The sequence below is a fragment of the Streptomyces antarcticus genome (assembly GCF_026627255.1).
Lineage (GTDB): Bacteria > Actinomycetota > Actinomycetes > Streptomycetales > Streptomycetaceae > Streptomyces > Streptomyces antarcticus.
Genome location: NZ_JAPNLM010000027.1, coordinates 1 through 17,643, shown reverse-complemented (window position 1 = coordinate 17,643; position 17,643 = coordinate 1). Strand labels below are relative to the sequence as shown.

Below are 17,643 nucleotides of genomic sequence, written 5' to 3'. Positions count from 1 at the left end.
GGGCTCCTCAGATGCTGACGCCGACCGTCACCGGCTCGTTGACGAGGGTGACGCCGAAGGCCGCGTGGACGCCCGCGACGACCTCGCGGGCCAGGGTGAGGAGGTCTTCGGTGGTGGCCTCGCCGCGGTTGGTGAGGGCGAGGGTGTGCTTGGTGGAGATGCGCGCGGGGCCCGTGCCGTAGCCCTTGGTGAAGCCGGCCTTGTCGATGAGCCAGGCGGCGCTGGTCTTCGTACGGCCGTCGCCCGCGGGGTAGGCGGGCGGGGCGGTGTCGGGTCCGAGGCGGTCCTGGGCGCGGGCGAGGAAGGCGGCGTAGGCCTCGTCGGTCAGGACCGGGTTGTGGAAGAAGGAGCCGGCCGACCAGGTGTCGTGGTCGGCGGGGTCGAGGACCATGCCCTTGCCGGCGCGCAGCCGCAGCACGGTCTCGCGGGCGGTGGCGGCGGGGACCCGGTCGCCGGCCTCGACGCCGAGGGCGCGGGCGGTCTCGGGGTACTTGACCGGCGCGGAGAGGCCGCCGGCGTCCTCCAGGGCGAAGCGCACACGCAGGACGACGTACCGCTCGGGCTGGTGCTTGAAGGTGCTGTCGCGGTACGAGAACGCGCACTCGGCGGCGGTCAGCGTGACCGTCTCGCCGCTGGTGCGGTCGTAGGCGACGACCTCGGTGATGGTGTCGCGGACCTCTTGGCCGTACGCGCCGACGTTCTGGATCGGGGTGGCGCCCGCGGAGCCGGGGATCCCGGCGAGGCACTCGATTCCGGCGAGGCCGGCTTCGACGGTGCGGGCGACGGCGTCGCTCCAGTTCTCGCCGGCGGCGAGTTCCAGGGTGGTGCCGTCGAGGGTGAAGCCGGTGGTGGCGATGCGCAGGGCGGTGCCGTCGAAGCCGCGGTCGCCGATGACCAGGTTGCTGCCGCCGCCGATGACCAGGAGCGGGGTGCCGCTCTCGTCCGCGGCGCGGACGGCGGCGACGACCTCGGCGTCGGTGGTCGCGGTGATCAGGCGGGCGGCGGGACCACCGAGACGGAAGGTGGTCAGCGGGGCGAGGGGGGCGTCGTGGAGTTCCTGCACGGGGACAAGAGTACGGTCCGCGCCCCCCGCACCCCTGCGGGGCCACGGACCGGGACTCGTGGCCGGGTGACGGCTCAGCGTTCCGCCGCCCGCTCGGCGAGGCGGCGCTCGGCGTCGGCCGGGTGGCCTTGGGCTTGCGCGGGAGCAGGAGGGTCATGGCGGCGGCGAGGGCGACCGCTCCGGCGCCGATCCACAGGGCGGGGATGGTGCCGTCGGTGAAGGCCTGGGGGGTCTCGTAGCCGCCCTGGGCGGAGAACACGGAGGCCAGGACGGCCACGCCGAGGGCTCCCGTGCGGGCGCGGAACTCCAGCGGCTCCGCGTACGGGCGCGGGGCTCCGTGCGGGGCGGTTACCCGCCCCGCACGCTCCGCCCGCAGTCAGGCGCGGGCCGATGGGTCACGTCCCGGCCGTGCGGGCGGAGCGGAGGCTCTACGCCCCCGGGCCCCGCGTCTCGGTCGTACGGGCGGGACCGAGCCCGCCCGCCCCCCGGCTCCCCGACCCGGCCGTCAGGCCGTGCGGCGGTGCCGGGCAGGGCTCACCCGGGGTCCCGCCCGGCTCGTCCGGGACGGGCGGGGTGCGGGCGGGACGGCGGGGGCTCAGCTCAGCGCCACCACGGCCCGCGACATGCCGAGGACCTTCTGTCCGGCGCTCATGGCCGTCAGGTCGACCCGGACGCGGTTGTCGTCCAGCTTGGCGGCCACCTTGCCCGTGACCTCGATCAGGGCGCCCCGGTCGTCGTTCGGGACGACGACCGGCTTGGTGAAGCGCACCCCGTACTCGACCACCGCGCCCGGGTCGCCGACCCAGTCGGTGACCACGCGGATCGCCTCGGCCATGGTGAACATGCCGTGCGCGATCACGTCCGGCAGTCCCACCTCCGTGGCGAACTTCTCGTTCCAGTGGATCGGGTTGAAGTCCCCCGAGGCGCCGGCGTACCGCACCAGCGTGGCGCGCGTCACGGGGAAGGATCCCGCCGGGAGCTCGGTGCCGACCTCGACGTCGGCGTACTTGATCTGCGCAGCCATGTCAGGCCTCCTGGGGGGCGCGGGAGACGAGCTTCGTCCAAGCCGTCACCACGTGCTCGCCGGTCTCGTCGTGGACCTCGCCGCGGATGTCGATGATGTCGTTGCCCGCCATCGACTTCACGGCCTCGATGGTGGAGGTCACCGAGAGCCGGTCGCCGGCACGCACCGGGCGGGTGTACGCGAACTTCTGGTCCCCGTGGACCACGCGGCTGTAGTCCAGCCCCAACTGCGGATCGTCGACGACCTGGCCGGCCGCCGCGAAGGTGATGGCGAACACAAAAGTCGGCGGAGCGATCACGTCGGGGTGACCGAACCGCTTGGCGGCTTCGAGGTCGGTGTAGACGGCGTTTTCGTCACCCACCGCTACCGCGAACTCGCGGATCTTCTCCCGGCCGACCTCGTAGGGATCGGTGGGCGGGTAGCTCCGGCCCACGAAGGACTGGTCGAGAGCCATGACTCACTACCTCCTGATGAAGGGATCACGAAAGGACACGAATGAGAGCGCCGGGGCACACGGATCCGCTCCGGAATCCGGTACACGGCCGGGCCGGCCGGTTCGCGGAAACGACATGAGGCCGCCCCCTGTAATAGGGGACGACCTCATGACTGTGCCTGTTTAAACGAGACTTCGCTGGGGTCAGCGGGTCTCGCGGTGCGCGGTGTGCGAGTTGCAACGCGGGCAGTGCTTCTTCATCTCAAGACGGTCCGGGTCGTTACGCCGGTTCTTCTTGGTGATGTAGTTCCGCTCCTTGCACTCCACGCAGGCCAGCGTGATCTTCGGGCGGACGTCGGTGGCAGCCACGTGAGTGCTCCTTGACGGAAATTGGGACGGATGAACGCATACAAGAGTAGCCGACCGGGAGACCGACCCCGCAATCGGCTACTGTGTGTAGCGGCGACCGGACTTGAACCGGTGACACAGCGATTATGAGCCGCTTGCTCTACCGACTGAGCTACGCCGCTTTGATGTGATCGCCTCCCCACCCGAGGGTGGGGAACCTCTCTCACCAGAGCCCCAATGCGGAATCGAACCGCAGACCTTCTCCTTACCATGGAGACGCTCTACCGACTGAGCTATTGGGGCGAGCGAGGAAGACATTACACGGTTGCCCGCCGATCGCCCAAATCCTTTGTGGGAACAGGGCTCCGAGAGGTTCGCCCGCCTTTACGGATCACGCCTCGAAGCTCTCCGGAGCCCGATTCGGGGCAGATTGTGTCCGGGCTCACACGCGGGCCCCGGTCCTGGAGCACCGTCGGCCACCGGCGGCCACCGTCGGCCACCCGCGAGAACCAGCGGCGGTCACGGCGGCTGGCGGTGCGGTTGCGGTGCTGTGCGCGCGGGTGGGCGCGCGCCCGCCCGCGAACTCGCGTACGCGGGTGGGCGCGACCCCGGGCGCAGGCGCGGGCGCGGGCACCACACCGGTACGACTATTGCCTCCTCCGCGAAGCGGGGTGCGCCGCGCCCTAGGCTGCGAGCACGCTGCGTGATCTTGGGGCGCCGGGCCGCCGGGCCGCAGCCGCGGCCCAGGAACCGCCCGAGCCACCGCAGGAGCGCGATGTCCGACAGCGCGGCGCAGCAGCCGTTCCACTCTCCCCGCAGGGGCCACGGCGAGGGCGGCGGTCCCGGCCCCGGGCAAGGGGGCTCTCCCGGGCAGGGCCCCGGGCGGCCGCCCAGGGCCTCCTTCGGGCACGCCGCCTCCGGGCATGCCGGCCCCGCCGAGGCGACCACCCTGCTGCTGACCGGCGCCCGCCTCACGGACGGCCGTACCGTCGACGTACGCCTCGGCGGCGGCCGCATCCAGGCCGTCGGCACCGCCGGCAGCCTCCCCGCGTCCGCCCTGTCCCGGGTGGACCTGACCGGCTACCTTCTGCTGCCCGCCCCCGCCGAGCCGCACGCCCACGGGGACACCGCCCTGACCGCCGACGGCGAGGGGCCCGTCTCCTACGCCCCCGACGAGGTCCAGCGGCGGGCCACCGAAGCCGCGCTGCTCCAGCTCGGCCACGGCGCCACGGCCGTACGCTCGCACGTCCGCATCGGCGACGTGCACGGCCTCGGCCCCATGGAAGCGGTCCTCCAGGCGCGCCGCTCCCTGCGCGGGCTCACCGACCTCACCACGGTGGCCGTGCCCCGGCTGCTGACCGGGCTGGCCGGCGCGGGCGGGCTCGCCATGCTGCGGGACGCGGTCAAGATGGGGGCCTGCGTGATCGGCGGCTGCCCCGACCTGGACCCCGACCCGACGGGCTTCCTCGAAGCGGTCCTGGAACTCGCCGCCGAGCACGGCTGCCCCGTGGACCTCCACACGGACGGTGACGACCCGGCCCGCCTCGCCCGGCTCGCGGCCATGTCCGGCGGGCTCCGCCCCGGGGTGACGGTCGGGCCGTGCGGTGGTCTCTCCCGCCTCCCGCTGGACGTGGCGGCCCGCGCCGCCGACCAGCTCGCCGCGGCCGGGGTACGGGTCACCTGCCTGCCCCAGGGCGACTGCGCGGCCCTGGAGCGCCGCGGTCTGCGCACCGCGCCCGTACGCCTGCTGCGCGCCTCGGGGGTACGGGTCGCGGCCGGCAGCGGGGCCCTGCGGGACGCCGGCAACCCGGTCGGCCGCGGTGACCCGCTCGAAGCCGCGTACCTGCTGGCATCCCAGGGCGGGCTGCGCGCGGGCGAGGCGTACGACTCGGTCAGCGTCGCCGCCCGCGAGGCCATGGGGCTGCCGGAGGTCCGCGTGGAGGCCGGCTTCCCGGCGGAGCTGCTCGCCGTGCGGGGGGACCGCCTCGCGGGCGTGCTCTCCCTCGCGTACAGCCGGATCGTGATCCACCGCGGCCGGGTCGTAGCCCGGACGAGTGCCGTACGGGAGTACTGCGACTCCGCCGTCGCGGTCGCCCTGGACCTGCCCCGGCAGGGCCGTACGGAGCCCGGGCCCTGACGGTCCGCCGACCGTTCGCGGGCATTCGCGCCCGGCTCGTCGTACGGTCGGGGCATGCGCATCGTCATCGCGGGTGGACACGGTCAGATCGCGCTGCGGCTGGAGCGCCTGCTCGCCGCGCGCGGGTACGAGGTCGCGGGCATCGTCCGCGACCCGGCACAGGGCGACGCCCTCCGGGAGGCGGGCGCCGAACCGGTCCTGTGCGATCTGGAGTCGGCGTCGGTGGAGCACGTGGCGGGCATCCTCCAGGGCGCGGACGTGGCCGTCTTCGCGGCGGGCGCGGGCGCCGGCAGCGGTGTCGGACGCAAGGACACCGTGGACCGCGGCGCGGCCGTGCTGTTCGCCGACGCGGCCGAACGGGCACGCGTACGCCGCTTCCTGATGGTCTCCTCGATGGGCGCGGACGCCTGGCACGAGGGCGACGAGGTGTTCGACGTCTACCTGCGGGCGAAGGGCGAGGCGGACGACTACGTCCGCACCCGGCTGGGCCTCGAGTGGACGGTCCTGCGCCCCGGTTCCCTGATCGACGACGCGGGAAGCGGCCTGGTCCGCCTGGAGGCCCGTACGGGCCGCGGGTCCGTCCCGCGCGACGACGTGGCCGCGGTGCTGGCCGAACTGGTCGAGACCCCGGCGACGGCGGGGCTGACCCTGGAGCTCACGTCCGGTTCGACCCCGGTCACGGTGGCGGTCAAGGACGTGGCGGGCAACTGACGGGCCGGGGGCCGCGTGCCTCCGGGGCGGACTCCGGCGGCTCAGAACTCGGCGGTCACCTCGTCGTCGGACCGTCCGACCGAGTCCTGCCGGTAGCGGTCCTCGTAGGCCTGCCGGATCCGCTCGATGCGGGCGCCGCGCTCTCCGGCCTCCTTCACGGGATACAGCAGCACGACCTCGTACGAGGTCTCGCGGACGATGTCGCCGTCCTGCTCCCGCCATTGGCCGCGGCCGTCCTGGACGGTCAGCCCTTCCGGGAAGGCGGGGGTGATCTCCCGGTCCAGGAAGCGCGTGAACTCCCGCTCGTCGACCGGGTCCCGGCCGTCGGGACGTCCGGTGCCGAAGTACAGCCGGGTCTCCTGGTACGGCTCCCCCACCTCGGTGTGGAGCGCCGCCCCCACCAGGGCCGGAAGCCCGGCGCCGAGGAGGGCGATGAGCACGCCTCCGCCGGCCTTTCCCCGCGTGTCAGATGTCCATTTCACGCCCGGAGAACGAACGGCGGACCCCGACGGTGCGCCCGGCGAACGCCGCGGACGCCGAACGGACGGCGGCCGAAAGGTGCCGGTCCTTGCCCCGCACCGCGACCGGACCGGCGGGCACCGGCCGGTTCCCTCGACCGGCCCAGCCGGACGGGATGCGTCCGGATACGACGAGAAGACCCCTGTTACCGCGTTTCCGCGGTAACAGGGGTCTCACATCGCGTGGCGACGCCAGGATTCGAACCTGGGTAGGCTAAGCCGACGGATTTACAGTCCGCTCCCATTGGCCACTCGGGCACATCGCCATGAGATGTCGCCTGCGAGTCCGCTTTGGGGCGGTGCTCTGTGGCAACGACGTAAACGATACCCGATGACCGAGGGTGCTTCGCCACCGGATTGATCAGCGCCGCGGGTGGGTGCGGTGGCTAGGCTTTGCCGAGCGGACCGGAGCTGTCCGGCCGCGCCCCACGGGGCCGTCACCACCGACTTCAAGGAGCCACAGGACATGGCCGACTCCAGTTTCGACATCGTCTCGAAGGTCGAGCGGCAGGAGGTCGACAACGCCCTCAACCAGGCCGCCAAGGAACTCTCCCAGCGCTACGACTTCAAGGGCACCGGCGCCACGATCGAATGGTCCGGCGAGAAGATCGTGATGGAGGCGAACTCCCAGGAGCGCGTCAAGGCCATCCTCGACGTCTTCGAGACCAAGCTGGTCAAGCGCGGGATCTCGCTCAAGGCGCTGGACGCCGGCGAGCCGCAGCTGTCCGGCAAGGAGTACAAGATCTTCGCCACGATCGAGGAAGGCATCTCCCAGGAGAACGCCAAGAAGGTCGCGAAGATCATCCGGGACGAGGGCCCCAAGGGCGTCAAGGCCCAGGTGCAGGGCGAGGAGCTGCGCGTCAGCTCCAAGAGCCGTGACGACCTCCAGGAGGTCCAGACGCTGCTCAAGGGCAAGGAACTGGACTTCGCAATCCAGTACGTGAACTACCGCTGACCCAGGTCCGCGACCTGTTCCCACGCCGGCCCGGCGGTCTTCACCGACCGCCGGGCCGCGGCGGTTGCGGGGCGTGTGTGCGGGGCGCGTGCGGCGCGTGCGCCACTGCGGGCTTCCGCGGGCACTTGGGCGCCGGGGAGTGCGCCCGCCACGCTGGGCCGGCATCCATCACCGCGTGGCAGGGGGCTCTCGCATGCCAGGGGCCGGCACGTTTCGGGAAGACTTCGGGGCGTCCGTCGTCGTCGCACTGGTCGCGCTCCCCCTCTGTGTGGGGGTCGCCGTCGCCTCCGGGGTGCCGGCCGAGCTGGGGATCGTCACGGGGGTGGTCGGCGGGCTGGTCACGGGGTGGGTTCCGCGGGAGTTCGCTCCAGGTCAGCGGGCCCGCGGCCGGGCTCACCGTGCTCGTCTACGAGGCGGTGCGGGCGTACGGCCTGCCCGCCCTCGGGGTGCTCGTGCTGGCCGCCGGAGCGGTGCAGCTGGGCATGGGGGTGCTGCGCCTCGGGCGGTGGTTCCGGGCGATCTCCGTCGCCGTCGTGCACGGGATGCTGGCCGGGATCGGGCTGGTGCTGATCGCCGGGCAGCTGTACGCCCTAAGCGGTGTCGGGGCTCCGCGCACGACCCTGGCGAAGCTGGGCGGGGTGCCGGACCTCGTGGCCCGGGCCGACTGGGCCGCCGTGGCGCTGGGCGCCGGGACGGTCGCCGTCCTGGTGGGCTGGCGCAGGATGCCCGCCCGGCTGCGGCTGGTACCGGGGGCGCTGGTCGCCGTGGCCGCCGCGACCGCCGTGGCCGCGCTGTGGCGGATGCCCGTCGAAAGGGTGCGGGTGACCGGGGTGCTGGAAGCGGTGTCCCCGCCCCCCGCCCGCCTGGGGGGACTTCGGGGTGCTGGTGTCCGTCGGGGCGGTCGGGACCGTGGTCGCGCTGGCGCTGATCGCGTCCGCCGAGACGTTGTTCAGCGCCGCCGCCGTGGACCGCATGCACGACGGGCCCAGGACGGAGTACGACCGGGAGCTGATCGCCCAGGGGGTGGGCAACAGCGTGTGCGGGCTGCTCGGGGCGCTGCCGATGACGGCGGTGATCGTGCGCAGCGCCGCCAGCGTGGAGGCCGGGGCGCGCACCCGGGCCTCCCGGGTGATGCACGGCGGCTGGCTGCTGCTGTTCGCCGTGGCCGTCCCCCCGGTACTGGAGCTGGTGCCGCTCGCGGCGCTGGCGGGGGTGCTGCTGCACGCGGGCTGGAAGCTGCTGCCCGCGCGGGCGGTGGCCACGCTGTGGCGCACGCACCGGGGCGAGGCGGTGGTGCTGGTGGCGACGGCGGCGTCGATCGTGGCGACGAATCTTTTCGAGGGGGTGCTGTTCGGGCTGGGGCTCGCCGTCGCCAAGGCGGCCTGGGAAACCTCCCACGTGCGCGTCGAGGAGGTCTGGGAGGGCGATGAGCTGTGCGTGCGGGTCGTGGGGAACGCGAGCTTCCTGCGGCTGCCCAAGCTGCTCGACGCGCTGGACGCGCTGGACGCGCTGCCGCACGGGCAGCCGGTGCGGCTCGACCTGGGCGGGCTGCGCCATCTCGACCACGCCTGTCTGACCGCCTTGGAGGGCTGTGAGCGCAAGCGGGCTCCGCTGCCGGGCCGGGAAGGGGTCGTCTAGTGCGGACCGCTGACCAGCCCGTCGTGCGGTCCCTGGGCGGGCGGGCGGGCCCGGGGCCGGGGTGTGATCGGGCTCCCCTGCTTCCGGGGCGCTGGGGGGCTGCGCGATCGCGAATGCCCCTGTGTGGGCTCTCGGTTCAGCTGTCAAGGGCCGGGCCGTGGCAGCGGTCGGGCTGTCCGGCTGTGTGGTGCCGGCCGGCGGGCCGGGCGTTTCGGGACGGCAGGTGCGGGAGGCGGGGGGCGGGGCGCGTTGGCCCGCCCCGTACGGCCGGGGTTCAGATCCGGGTTCTGAACTCGGCCCAGGGCGTGGGGTCCAGGTCGTACTCCTCTCCCGCGGCCGAGTCCTCGCAGTACCAGGCGGTGCCGTCGATCCAGCCGCGGAGCCACTCGGCCAGGCTGGGGCTGTCGACGAACCAGGCGAGGTCGGGATCCCCCGGATTCGGGTCGAACAGGAGGACTTGGGCGCCTTCCGACCGGCAGTCGACGCACACCCACATGCCGCAGCCGAAGTCGGCCACCGGCAGCACGGCCTCCGGCCAGCGCCATCCGGACACGCGCTGGGCCTCGTACGTCCGCACGACCTCCCGCAGCGGCAGCAGCCCGTTCTCCGGGCCGAATCCGCCGTCTCCGACGCTGGTGTGGAGCCCGGCGAGCAGCGGGGGCAGGGTGAAGCCGAGTATGCGCTCGGTCCGGGCGACCTCCCCGGCCTCCAGGGGCGCGGGCAGCGGTTCTCCGTCGTCCCGCGCGCGGTGGCGGACGTGGTCCGCGACTTGCTCCAGCAACTGCTCGGTGTCGTTCATGCGTTCATGGTGACCGACTCCACCGACAGCGCGCTCACCCTGTGGACAACTCGGTCGAGGACGACCTCGACGTGCTTGTCCCTCAGGGTCGTACCGGCTCAGCGCGAGGCGAACGGCGCGTCCGTCGGGACGATCTCGCGGCCCAGCGGGAGCAGGGAGAGCGGGACCATCTTGAAGTTGGCGATGCCGAAGGGGATGCCGATGATCGTGACGCAGAGGGCGATGCCGGTGACGATGTGGCCCAGGGCCAGCCACCAGCCCGCCAGGACCAGCCACAGGACGTTGCCCACGCAGGACGGGGCGCCCGCGTCACGCCGTTCGACCGTGGTGTAGCCGAAGGGCCACAGGGCGTAGATCGCGATGCGGAAGGCGGCGATCCCGAAGGGGATGCCGATGATGGTGATGCAGAGCAGGACACCGGCCAGGACATAGCCCAGGAACAGCCAGATGCCGCTCAGCACGAGCCAAATGACGTTCAGGATTGTATTCACTGCCTGCGGCCTGCCATCTGTTCGAGCCGGGCGATGCGCTCGGCCATCGGGGGGTGGGTGGAGAACATGTTGGAGAGCCCTTCTCCCGGGCGGAACGGGTTGGCGATCATCATGTGGCTCGCCGTCTCCAGCCGGGGTTCGGCGGGCAGCGGGAGCTGCTTGGTGCCCGCGTCGAGCTTGCGCAGGGCGCTGGCCAGGGCCAGCGGGTCGCCGGTGAGCTGGGCGCCCGACGCGTCGGCCTCGTACTCGCGGGAGCGGCTGATGGCCAGCTGGATCACGGAGGCGGCCAGCGGGCCCAGGATCATGATCAGCAGCATGCCGAAGAGGCCGGGGCCCTCGTCGTCGTTCGACCGGCCGACGGGGATCAGCCAGGCGAAGTTGACCAGGAACATGATCACCGAGGCGAGTGCTCCGGCGACCGACGAGATCAGGATGTCCCGGTTGTAGACGTGGCTCAGCTCATGGCCGATGACCCCGCGCAGCTCGCGCTCGTCGAGGATGCGCAGGATGCCCTCGGTGCAGCAGACCGCGGCGTTGCGCGGGTTGCGGCCGGTGGCGAAGGCGTTGGGGGCCTCGGTCGGCGAGATGTAGAGCCGTGGCATGGGCTGGCGCGCGGACGTGGAGAGCTCGCGCACCATGCGGTAGAGATCGGGCGCCTCGAACTCGCTGACGGGGCGGGCGCGCATCGCGCGGAGGGCCAGCTTGTCGCTGTTCCAGTACGCGTACGCGTTCGTCCCGAGGGCGATCAGGACGGCGACGATCAGGCCGGTCCGTCCGAAGAAGCTTCCGATGACGATGATGAGTGCGGACATCCCGCCGAGGAGTACGGCGGTCTTGAGCCCGTTGTGCCGGCGGTGCACGGTACGCCCTCCAAGTGGTGCGGCAGGGGGACCCGTCCAGGATCTGTGGATCGGAGGGCCTACGGTCCAGTGGACCCTCCCTTCCTGGTCAACGCGAGGTGGGGGCGTGGGGTTCCCAGGGCGCGCGGGGGCGGCCGCCCCCGGGGCCGGGGCGGTGGGGGCGGTGCGGGCGGCGGCGGCCGTTGCTCCGTACGGGTTACGGCGCCCGGGGGGCCCTTCGTACGGCTGGCGCGCGGACCGGCGTGGGGGTTACTGGGGGAAGAGCGACCCCGACGCGAAGCGCAGGACCAGCTGCGGGGCGCCCGAGAGCGCCACGGCGGTCACGGCGGTGATCACGATCGCGGCCGTCACCGGCCACGGGGCCCGCGCGGGGGCGGCGGCCGGGGATTCGGCGGGGGTCTCGGCGGCTTCCGACGCGCGGAACAGCAGCGCGGTCCAGCGCAGGTAGTAGTACAGGGCGAGGACGACGTTGACCGCCATGACGACGGCCAGCCAGCCCAGGCCCGCGTCGACCGCGGACCGGAAGACGGTGACCTTGGCGAAGAGGCCGATGAGGCCCGGTGGCAGGCCGGCCAGGCAGAGCAGGAAGAAGGCCAGCGAGAGGGCGGCGAGGGGGCGCTCGGCGTACAGGCCGCGGTAGTCGCTGATCCGCTGGAGCGGCTTGGTGCGGGCGACCAGCGCGGCGACGGCGAAGGCGCCGAGGTTCACGGCCGCGTACATGAGGGCGTAGGCGACGGTGGAGCCGATCTGGTCGCGCCCGGAGTACGCGGCGGCCGCGATCGGGACCAGCAGGTAGCCGGCCTGGCCGACCGAGGACCAGGCGAGGAGGCGTACGGCGCTGTTCGGCCGGTCGGCGGACTGGCGCAGGGCGGCGGCGTTGCCGAGGGTCATGGTGAGGGCGGCGAGGACGGCGAGGGCCGGACCCCAGATGTCGGAGTACGCCGGGAAGGCGATCACCGTCACGAGGATGAGACCGGTGAAGCCGACGGCCTTGCCGATCACCGAGAGGTAGCCCGCGATGGGCAGGGGGGCGCCCACGTAGGTGTCGGGGACCCAGAAGTGGAAGGGGACGGCCGCGGTCTTGAAGGCGAAGCCGACGAGGGTGAGCGCGACGCCGGCCATGGCGAGGGTGTCGAGCTGCCCGGGGACGTCTTCGAGGCGGTCGGCGACCTGGCTGAGGTGCAGGGATCCGGTGGCGGCGTAGACGAAGCTGACGCCCATCAGGGACACGGCGGTGGCCGTGACGGAGGACAGGAAGAACTTGAGCGCGGCCTCGGAGGAGAGCCGGTCGCCGCGGCGCATGCCGACGAGGGCGAAGGCGGGCAGCGAGGCGACTTCGAGGGCGACGATCAGGGTCGCGAGGTCACGGGAGGCGGGCAGCAGGGCCGCGCCGGCGGCGGAGGAGAGCAGCAGGAACCAGTACTCGCCGGCCGGCATGCGCGCGTCGCGGACGGCGGTGACCGACAGCAGCGCGGTGATCAGGGCGCCGGCCAGGACCAGGAACTGGACGACGAGCGCGAAGTGGTCGGCGGTGTAGCTGCAGGCGGCCGGGTCGCCGGTGAGGCAGAAGGTGGTGCGGTCGCCGGCGCGCAGCGGCAGCAGGGCGGCGGTCGCGGCGGCGAGGCCGGCCACGGAGACCCAGCCGAGGACGCCCTTGCGGTGCTCCGGTACGAAGAGGTCGGCGACCAGCACGGCCAGGCCGACGGCGGCGGTGATGACGACGGGCGCGATGGCGAGCCAGTCGACGGACTGGACCAGGTTCGGGGTCTCGGCGGCGAGGACCGCGAGGGCCGTCATGAGGTGCCTCCTGCGAGGAGCTTCTGGACGGCCGGGTCGGTGAGGCCGAGGAGGACCGCGGGCCACAGGCCGGCGAGGACGGTGAGGGCGGCGAGCGGGGTCCAGGCGGCGAACTCATAGCGCTGGACGTCCGCGACGGCGAGTTCGGGACCGGCCTTCGGGTCGCCCATGCAGACGCGCCGCACGACGATCAGAAGGTACGCGGCAGTGAGCAGCGTGCCGAACGCGCCGACGGCCGTGTAGGTCAGGAACGCGGGGCGCGGCAGCCCCCCGGCCGGGTCGAAGGCGCCGAACAGGGCCAGCATCTCGCCCCAGAAGCCGGCCAGGCCGGGCAGGCCGAGGGAAGCGACGGCGGCGAAGGCGAGGAGCGCGCCGAGGCGCGGGGCGCGGCCGTAGAGGGCGGCGCCGGTGGCTCCGGCGAGGGTGTCGAGGTCGGCGGTGCCGTAGCGGTCCTTGAGGGCGCCGACCAGGAAGAAGAGGAGGCCGGTGATCAGGCCGTGGGCGATGTTGGCGAAGAGCGCGCCGTTGACGCCGGTGGGGGTCATCGACGCGATGCCGAGGAGTACGAAGCCCATGTGGCCGACGGAGGAGTACGCGATGAGGCGCTTGAGGTCGCCCTTGCCTCCCTTGCGGGCCAGCGCGAGGCAGGCGAGGGATCCGTAGACGATGCCGACGGCGGCGAAGGCGCCCAGGTAGGGGGCGAACGCGGCCATGCCGTCGGGGGTGACGGGGATCAGGATGCGGACGAACCCGTACGTGCCCATCTTCAGCAGGACGCCGGCCAGCAGGACGGAGCCGACGGTGGGGGCGGCGGTGTGGGCGTCCGGGAGCCAGCTGTGCAGCGGCCACATCGGGGTCTTCACGGCGAGGCCGGTCCCGATGGCGAGGACGGCCAGGAGCTGGGTGGTGCGGGACAGTTCGCGGCCGTTGTCAGAGGCGAGTGCCACCATGTCGAAAGTGCCGCTGTTCAGTCCGATGAGCAGCAGGCCGAGCAGCATGACGACGGAGCCGAGGAGGGTGTAGAGGATGAACTTCCAGGCGGCGGCCTTCCTCCCGCCCGTCTCCCGGCCACCACCCCTGGCGGAGGCGCTCCCCGCCACACCTTCCGATCGGCCCCAGCGGGCGATGAGGAAGTACATCGGGATGAGGACCATCTCGAAGGCGAGGAAGAAGAGCAGCAGGTCGAGGACGGCGAAGGTCGCGAGGGTGCCGGACTCCAGGACGAGCAGCAGGGCGATGAAGGCCTTCGGGGAGGGGCCCTCGGGGAGCTTGAAGTAGCTGTAGAGCGCGCAGAGGAAGAACAGCAGCGCGGTCATCAGGAGGAGGGGGAGCGAGATGCCGTCGACGCCGAGGTGGATCCGGACGTTCAGCGCCTGGATCCAGCTGATGTCCGTCGTCGCCTGGAAGCGGGCCGGGGCGTCGTGGTCGAAGCCCAGGGCGAGGGCGATGGCCGCGGCGAGGATCACGCCGGTGACGGTCACGCCGTGGCGCAGCACGGCCTGTTCGGGGCTGCGACCCTTGAGTCCGGGCGGGGCCGGCAGGAGGGCCGCGGCGGCGCCGAGGAGTGGTGCGGCCACGATGAACGCCAGAAGGAACTGCATCACGGACGGGCTGATATCAATCACGGCTGACTCACGGCTCACGATCCGGCGTTGACGTTGGCGAGGACGGCGGTGGCGATCGCCAGGACCACGGCGCCGGCGAGCAGGGCGCTCAGGTAGCTCTGCACGTTGCCGGTCTGGGCGCGGCGTACGAGGCCGCCGAGCAGCCGGGGGCCGGCGCCCGCGCCGCGGACGTACGTGTCCACGACCTCGCGGTCGAGGAAGCGGACGAGGCTCGCGGCCGCCAGGACGGGGCGGACGAACAGCCGGTCGTAGACGGCGTCGAGGTGGAAGCCGTCGGCCGCGTGGCGGTGGAGCGGGCCGAGGAGGGCCCGTCCGGGGTCGGCGGCGGGTCCCGCGGGGACGGCGGGGTGCGTGTGGGCGACCTGCGCGACCTCGGGGGTCTCGGCGGCGGACTCGGCGGCTGCGGTGGCGGCGGACACCGTTGCGGCGACGGCGGCGGGCCGTTCGGCGACGGGGGCGGCCGCGGTCCCGGGGGCCGCGGAGGGGCCGGGGCCGGCCGCGGCTGCTGCCGCGGGGCCGATGGCGGCGGGGGCGGTGGCGGCCTTGGCGGTGGCGCGCTGCCAGAGGGCGTAGGTGAGCATCGCGCCGATGGCGGCGGCGCCCGTGCCGAGGATCGAGGTGGCAAGGGTCGGGGTGAGCCGCCCGCCGTCGAACCAGTCGGCGAGGGGGCCCGCCGCGAGGCCGAAGCCGACCGAGGGGATCGCCAGCAGCCACAGCACGCCCGTCATGGCGAGGGGCTCCTTGCCGTGGTCGGGGGCGCTCGCGCCCCGGCCGCGGAAGGCCATGAGCCACAGCCGGGTGGCGTAGGCGGCGGTGAGCAGGGCGGTCAGCACACCGGCGACCAGGACCAGCCAGCCGGCGGCGCTGGGGGCGAACTCCGAATGGCCGGTGGCGGCGTGCTCGGCGGCGACGAGGACGGCTTCCTTGGAGAAGAAGCCGGCGAAGGGCGGGATTGCGGCGAGCGCGAGCAGCGCGATCGTCATCGTCCAGAAGGCGTCGGGGATGCGCCGGGCGAGGCCGCTCATCCGGGACATGGCGGCGAGGGAGTTCGTACCGGCGGCGTGGATGATCACGCCCGCGCCGAGGAACAGCAGCGCCTTGAAGGCGCCGTGCGACAGGAGGTGGAAGACGGCTGCCCCGCGGTCGCCGACGGCCAGGGCGCCGGTCATGTAGCCGAGCTGGCCGATCGTGGAATAGGCGAGGACGCGCTTGATGTCGTCCTGCGCGAGGGCGGCGAGGCCGGAGCCGACCATCGTGACGGCCGCCATGACGGCCATGGCCACCAGCGCGGCTCGGGAGGCCGCGAAGACCGGCAGGAGGCGGGCGACGAAGTAGACGCCGGCGGCCACCATCGTCGCGGCGTGGATCAGTGCGGAGACCGGGGTCGGGCCCGCCATGGCGTCGGGGAGCCAGGTGTGCAGCGGGAACTGCGCGGACTTGCCCGCGACGCCGGCGAGGAGCAGCAGCGCGATCAGCGTCGGGTGGTCGAGGCCGCCCGCGGCGACGGTGTCGAGGATCTTGGTGATCCGGAACGAACCGGCGTCGGTGGCGAGCGCGAACAGGCCGATCAGGAAGGGAACGTCGCCGAGCTTGGTGACGAGGAAGGCCTTCAGGGAGGCCGAGCGGGCCGCCTCGGTCTCCCAGTAGTGCCCGACCAGGAAGTACGAGCAGATGCCCATGACTTCCCAGCCGACGAGCAGCACCATCAGGTCGCCGGAGTAGACGACGAGCAGCATGGCGGAGGTGAACAGGGAGACCAGGGCGGCGTACGACGGGTAGCGCGGGTCCTCGCGGAGGTACGCCGTGGAGTAGAGCTGTACGCACGTGGCGACGACCCCGACCAGTACGGCGACCAGCACGGCGAAGCCGTCCAGGTAGAGCGACAGCTCGATCGGCACCGAGCCGGTCGGGGTCAGCTCGGTCGCGGTGTCGATCGCCTGGCCACCGCCCTGGCGGAGGGCGACGAGCACGGCCAGGACGGCGGCGGCCAGCGTGGGGAGGATGGCGAGGGGCCGGACGAAGCCGGGGGCGGTGCGGCCGAAGAGCAGTCCCGCCACCGCGCCCAGGAAGGGCAGGAGGGGGACGAGTACGGCGAGGGTCGTGGTGCTCACGCGGCGGCCTCCGGGCGTGCGGTGCCGGTACCGGAGCCGGTGGCTGTGGGGGTGCCGGTGGCGGCGGTCCGGTCGGGCTCGTGGCCTTCGGCGGTGTCGCGCATCCGGTCGACGTCCGAGGTGCCGCGGTTGCGGTAGACCATCAGCACGATGGCGAGGCCGATGCCGATCTCGGCGGCGGCGATGGCGATGGTGAAGAGGGTCAGGGCCTGGCCGGCGTGCAGGGCGTCGCGCAGCCACACGTCGAAGGCCACCAGGTTGAGGTTGACGGCGTTGAGCATCAGCTCGACGGACATCAGGACCAGGATGGCGTTGCGGCGGGCCAGGACTCCGTACAGGCCCGTGCAGAAGAGGAGCGCCGCGAGGACGGCGGGGTAGGCGAGGTGCATCAGCGCCGGCCCTTCTTGTCGGCCGGGGCCTCGGGGGCCGGGGCCTCGGGGGCGGCGGCCTGGGGGGTGACGGCGGGGGTGGCCTCGGCCGGGGTGGTCTCGGCCGGGGTGGTCTCGGCCGGGTCGTTCCTGCGGGACAGCACGATGGCGCCGATCAGGGCCGCGAGGAGGAGCACGGACAGCGCCTCGAAGGGCAGCACCCAGTGCTGGAAGAGGATCTCGCCGGAGACCTTCGTGGAGCCCTGGACCGGGCCGTCGAGGTCGATCCACGTGGTGCGGAAGGCGTCGACGACAACCCAGACGAGCGCGACGGCGGCGACGACCGCGACGCCGAGGGCGACGGGCCGGTTGCCGGAGTCCGCGTCCGGGGAGCGGCCGATGGGGGCCTTGGTGAGCATCAGCCCGAAGAGGAGGAGGACGACCACGGAGCCGAGGTAGATCAGGACCTGGACCCAGGCGATGAACTCGGCGGTCAGCAGCAGGTACTCGACGGCGATGCCGCCGAGCGCGACGACGAGCCAGAGGGCGGCGTGCACCAGCTGTTTGGTGGTGACCGTGACGAGGGCGGCGCCGAGCGTGGCGAGGCCGACGAGAACGAAGGCGATCTCGACGCCGGTCGGCGAGAGGAAGCCGGGTGCCTGCGCGGCGGCGGGCGCGGTGGCCGCGGCCGCGGCGGCGAAGTGGGCGGTGAACATCAGGCGGTGCCTCCCGCCGGGGCGTCGGGGGCGTCAGGAGGGGTGGGAC

The 17,643-nt window shown here is 73.1% G+C and carries 16 protein-coding genes, 3 tRNA genes and 1 pseudogene; 4 read left to right on the top strand and 16 right to left on the bottom strand.

The window, feature by feature from the left end; all coding sequences use genetic code 11:
- Nucleotides 1-7: 7 nt before the first annotated feature.
- The 6 genes from OTB16_RS31120 to OTB16_RS31090 all read right to left on the bottom strand — a co-directional run bounded on the left by OTB16_RS31120 (nt 8) and on the right by OTB16_RS31090 (nt 3,171).
- Nucleotides 8-1,063: a UDP-N-acetylmuramate dehydrogenase gene (locus OTB16_RS31120; protein WP_267724666.1), complete on the bottom strand. Its 1,056-nt coding sequence runs from the start codon at nt 1,061-1,063 to the stop codon at nt 8-10.
- A gap of 595 nt (nt 1,064-1,658) precedes the next feature.
- Entirely contained in the window at nt 1,659-2,087 is a 429-nt protein-coding gene (locus OTB16_RS31110) for a MaoC family dehydratase (RefSeq protein ID WP_267724664.1), read from the bottom strand.
- A gap of 1 nt (nt 2,088) precedes the next feature.
- Nucleotides 2,089-2,541, bottom strand: a complete 453-nt coding sequence (locus OTB16_RS31105) for a MaoC family dehydratase N-terminal domain-containing protein (RefSeq protein ID WP_267724662.1) — start codon at nt 2,539-2,541, stop codon at nt 2,089-2,091.
- 183 nt (nt 2,542-2,724) lie between these two features.
- Nucleotides 2,725-2,889, bottom strand: coding sequence for a 50S ribosomal protein L33 (rpmG, locus tag OTB16_RS31100; RefSeq protein ID WP_006604855.1), 165 nt, complete (start codon nt 2,887-2,889; stop codon nt 2,725-2,727).
- Between the two features lie 88 nt (nt 2,890-2,977).
- Nucleotides 2,978-3,050, bottom strand: a tRNA-Met gene (locus OTB16_RS31095).
- Nucleotides 3,051-3,098: 48 nt separating this feature from the next.
- Nucleotides 3,099-3,171 (bottom strand) — tRNA-Thr (locus OTB16_RS31090).
- 472 nt (nt 3,172-3,643) lie between these two features.
- Between OTB16_RS31090 and OTB16_RS31085 the strand changes: the two genes are divergently transcribed.
- Both OTB16_RS31085 and OTB16_RS31080 read left to right on the top strand, forming a co-directional pair.
- Nucleotides 3,644-5,005, top strand: a complete 1,362-nt coding sequence (locus OTB16_RS31085) for an amidohydrolase family protein (protein WP_267724620.1) — start codon at nt 3,644-3,646, stop codon at nt 5,003-5,005.
- A 54-nt stretch (nt 5,006-5,059) separates the two neighbouring features.
- Nucleotides 5,060-5,716 (top strand): SDR family oxidoreductase, encoded by a 657-nt coding sequence (locus tag OTB16_RS31080; protein ID WP_267724618.1) that lies wholly within the window; start codon nt 5,060-5,062, stop codon nt 5,714-5,716.
- Nucleotides 5,717-5,757: 41 nt separating this feature from the next.
- Here OTB16_RS31080 and OTB16_RS31075 read toward each other — a convergent pair whose 3' ends face one another.
- Nucleotides 5,758-6,156, bottom strand: a complete 399-nt coding sequence (locus OTB16_RS31075; RefSeq protein WP_267724615.1) for a DUF3574 domain-containing protein — start codon at nt 6,154-6,156, stop codon at nt 5,758-5,760.
- A 262-nt stretch (nt 6,157-6,418) separates the two neighbouring features.
- Nucleotides 6,419-6,500: transfer RNA gene (locus OTB16_RS31070), tRNA-Tyr, on the bottom strand.
- Nucleotides 6,501-6,700: 200 nt separating this feature from the next.
- Here OTB16_RS31070 and OTB16_RS31065 point away from each other — a divergent pair.
- Complete coding sequence (locus OTB16_RS31065; protein WP_267724613.1) at nt 6,701-7,189, top strand: YajQ family cyclic di-GMP-binding protein; 489 nt, start codon at nt 6,701-6,703, stop codon at nt 7,187-7,189.
- Between the two features lie 193 nt (nt 7,190-7,382).
- Nucleotides 7,383-8,827 (top strand): annotated as a pseudogene (locus tag OTB16_RS31060) (SulP family inorganic anion transporter).
- A gap of 274 nt (nt 8,828-9,101) precedes the next feature.
- Here OTB16_RS31060 and OTB16_RS31055 read toward each other — a convergent pair.
- The 8 genes from OTB16_RS31055 to OTB16_RS31020 all read right to left on the bottom strand — a co-directional run bounded on the left by OTB16_RS31055 (nt 9,102) and on the right by OTB16_RS31020 (nt 17,594).
- The gene (locus OTB16_RS31055) at nt 9,102-9,626 is read right to left on the bottom strand and encodes an SMI1/KNR4 family protein (RefSeq protein WP_267724611.1); all 525 of its coding nucleotides are present in this window, start codon (nt 9,624-9,626) and stop codon (nt 9,102-9,104) included.
- A 98-nt stretch (nt 9,627-9,724) separates the two neighbouring features.
- On the bottom strand, nt 9,725-10,117 hold the full coding sequence (locus tag OTB16_RS31050) for a YccF domain-containing protein (RefSeq protein ID WP_267724609.1): 393 nt from the start codon (nt 10,115-10,117) through the stop codon (nt 9,725-9,727).
- Nucleotides 10,114-10,977: a zinc metalloprotease HtpX gene (gene htpX, locus OTB16_RS31045; RefSeq protein WP_267724607.1), complete on the bottom strand. Its 864-nt coding sequence runs from the start codon at nt 10,975-10,977 to the stop codon at nt 10,114-10,116. Before htpX ends, OTB16_RS31050 begins: the two co-directional genes overlap by 4 nt.
- 249 nt (nt 10,978-11,226) lie before the next feature.
- Complete coding sequence (locus OTB16_RS31040; protein ID WP_267724605.1) at nt 11,227-12,774, bottom strand: NADH-quinone oxidoreductase subunit N; 1,548 nt, start codon at nt 12,772-12,774, stop codon at nt 11,227-11,229.
- Complete coding sequence (locus OTB16_RS31035) at nt 12,771-14,375, bottom strand: complex I subunit 4 family protein (protein WP_267725081.1); 1,605 nt, start codon at nt 14,373-14,375, stop codon at nt 12,771-12,773. The genes OTB16_RS31040 and OTB16_RS31035 overlap by 4 nt, the downstream gene beginning before the upstream one ends.
- Nucleotides 14,376-14,413: 38 nt before the next feature.
- The gene (locus tag OTB16_RS31030) at nt 14,414-16,510 is read right to left on the bottom strand and encodes an NADH-quinone oxidoreductase subunit 5 family protein (protein WP_267724603.1); all 2,097 of its coding nucleotides are present in this window, start codon (nt 16,508-16,510) and stop codon (nt 14,414-14,416) included.
- On the bottom strand, nt 16,507-16,899 hold the full coding sequence (gene nuoK, locus OTB16_RS31025) for an NADH-quinone oxidoreductase subunit NuoK (protein WP_267724601.1): 393 nt from the start codon (nt 16,897-16,899) through the stop codon (nt 16,507-16,509). The genes OTB16_RS31030 and nuoK overlap by 4 nt, the downstream gene beginning before the upstream one ends.
- Nucleotides 16,899-17,594: an NADH-quinone oxidoreductase subunit J family protein gene (locus tag OTB16_RS31020; protein WP_267724600.1), complete on the bottom strand. Its 696-nt coding sequence runs from the start codon at nt 17,592-17,594 to the stop codon at nt 16,899-16,901. The genes nuoK and OTB16_RS31020 overlap by 1 nt, the downstream gene beginning before the upstream one ends.
- Nucleotides 17,595-17,643: the final 49 nt, after the last annotated feature.

Bases quoted from the DNA above. Each gene is read 5' to 3' on its own strand.
- OTB16_RS31110 (WP_267724664.1), bottom strand. From the start codon at position 2,087: ATGGCTGCGCAGATCAAGTACGCCGACGTCGAGGTCGGCACCGAGCTC.
- OTB16_RS31105 (WP_267724662.1), bottom strand. From the start codon at position 2,541: ATGGCTCTCGACCAGTCCTTCGTGGGCCGGAGCTACCCGCCCACCGAT.
- OTB16_RS31085 (WP_267724620.1), top strand. From the start codon at position 3,644: ATGTCCGACAGCGCGGCGCAGCAGCCGTTCCACTCTCCCCGCAGGGGC.
- OTB16_RS31080 (WP_267724618.1), top strand. From the start codon at position 5,060: ATGCGCATCGTCATCGCGGGTGGACACGGTCAGATCGCGCTGCGGCTG.
- OTB16_RS31065 (WP_267724613.1), top strand. From the start codon at position 6,701: ATGGCCGACTCCAGTTTCGACATCGTCTCGAAGGTCGAGCGGCAGGAG.
- OTB16_RS31055 (WP_267724611.1), bottom strand. From the start codon at position 9,626: ATGAACGACACCGAGCAGTTGCTGGAGCAAGTCGCGGACCACGTCCGC.
- OTB16_RS31040 (WP_267724605.1), bottom strand. From the start codon at position 12,774: ATGACGGCCCTCGCGGTCCTCGCCGCCGAGACCCCGAACCTGGTCCAG.
- OTB16_RS31035 (WP_267725081.1), bottom strand. From the start codon at position 14,375: ATGCAGTTCCTTCTGGCGTTCATCGTGGCCGCACCACTCCTCGGCGCC.
- nuoK (WP_267724601.1), bottom strand. From the start codon at position 16,899: ATGCACCTCGCCTACCCCGCCGTCCTCGCGGCGCTCCTCTTCTGCACG.
- OTB16_RS31020 (WP_267724600.1), bottom strand. From the start codon at position 17,594: ATGTTCACCGCCCACTTCGCCGCCGCGGCCGCGGCCACCGCGCCCGCC.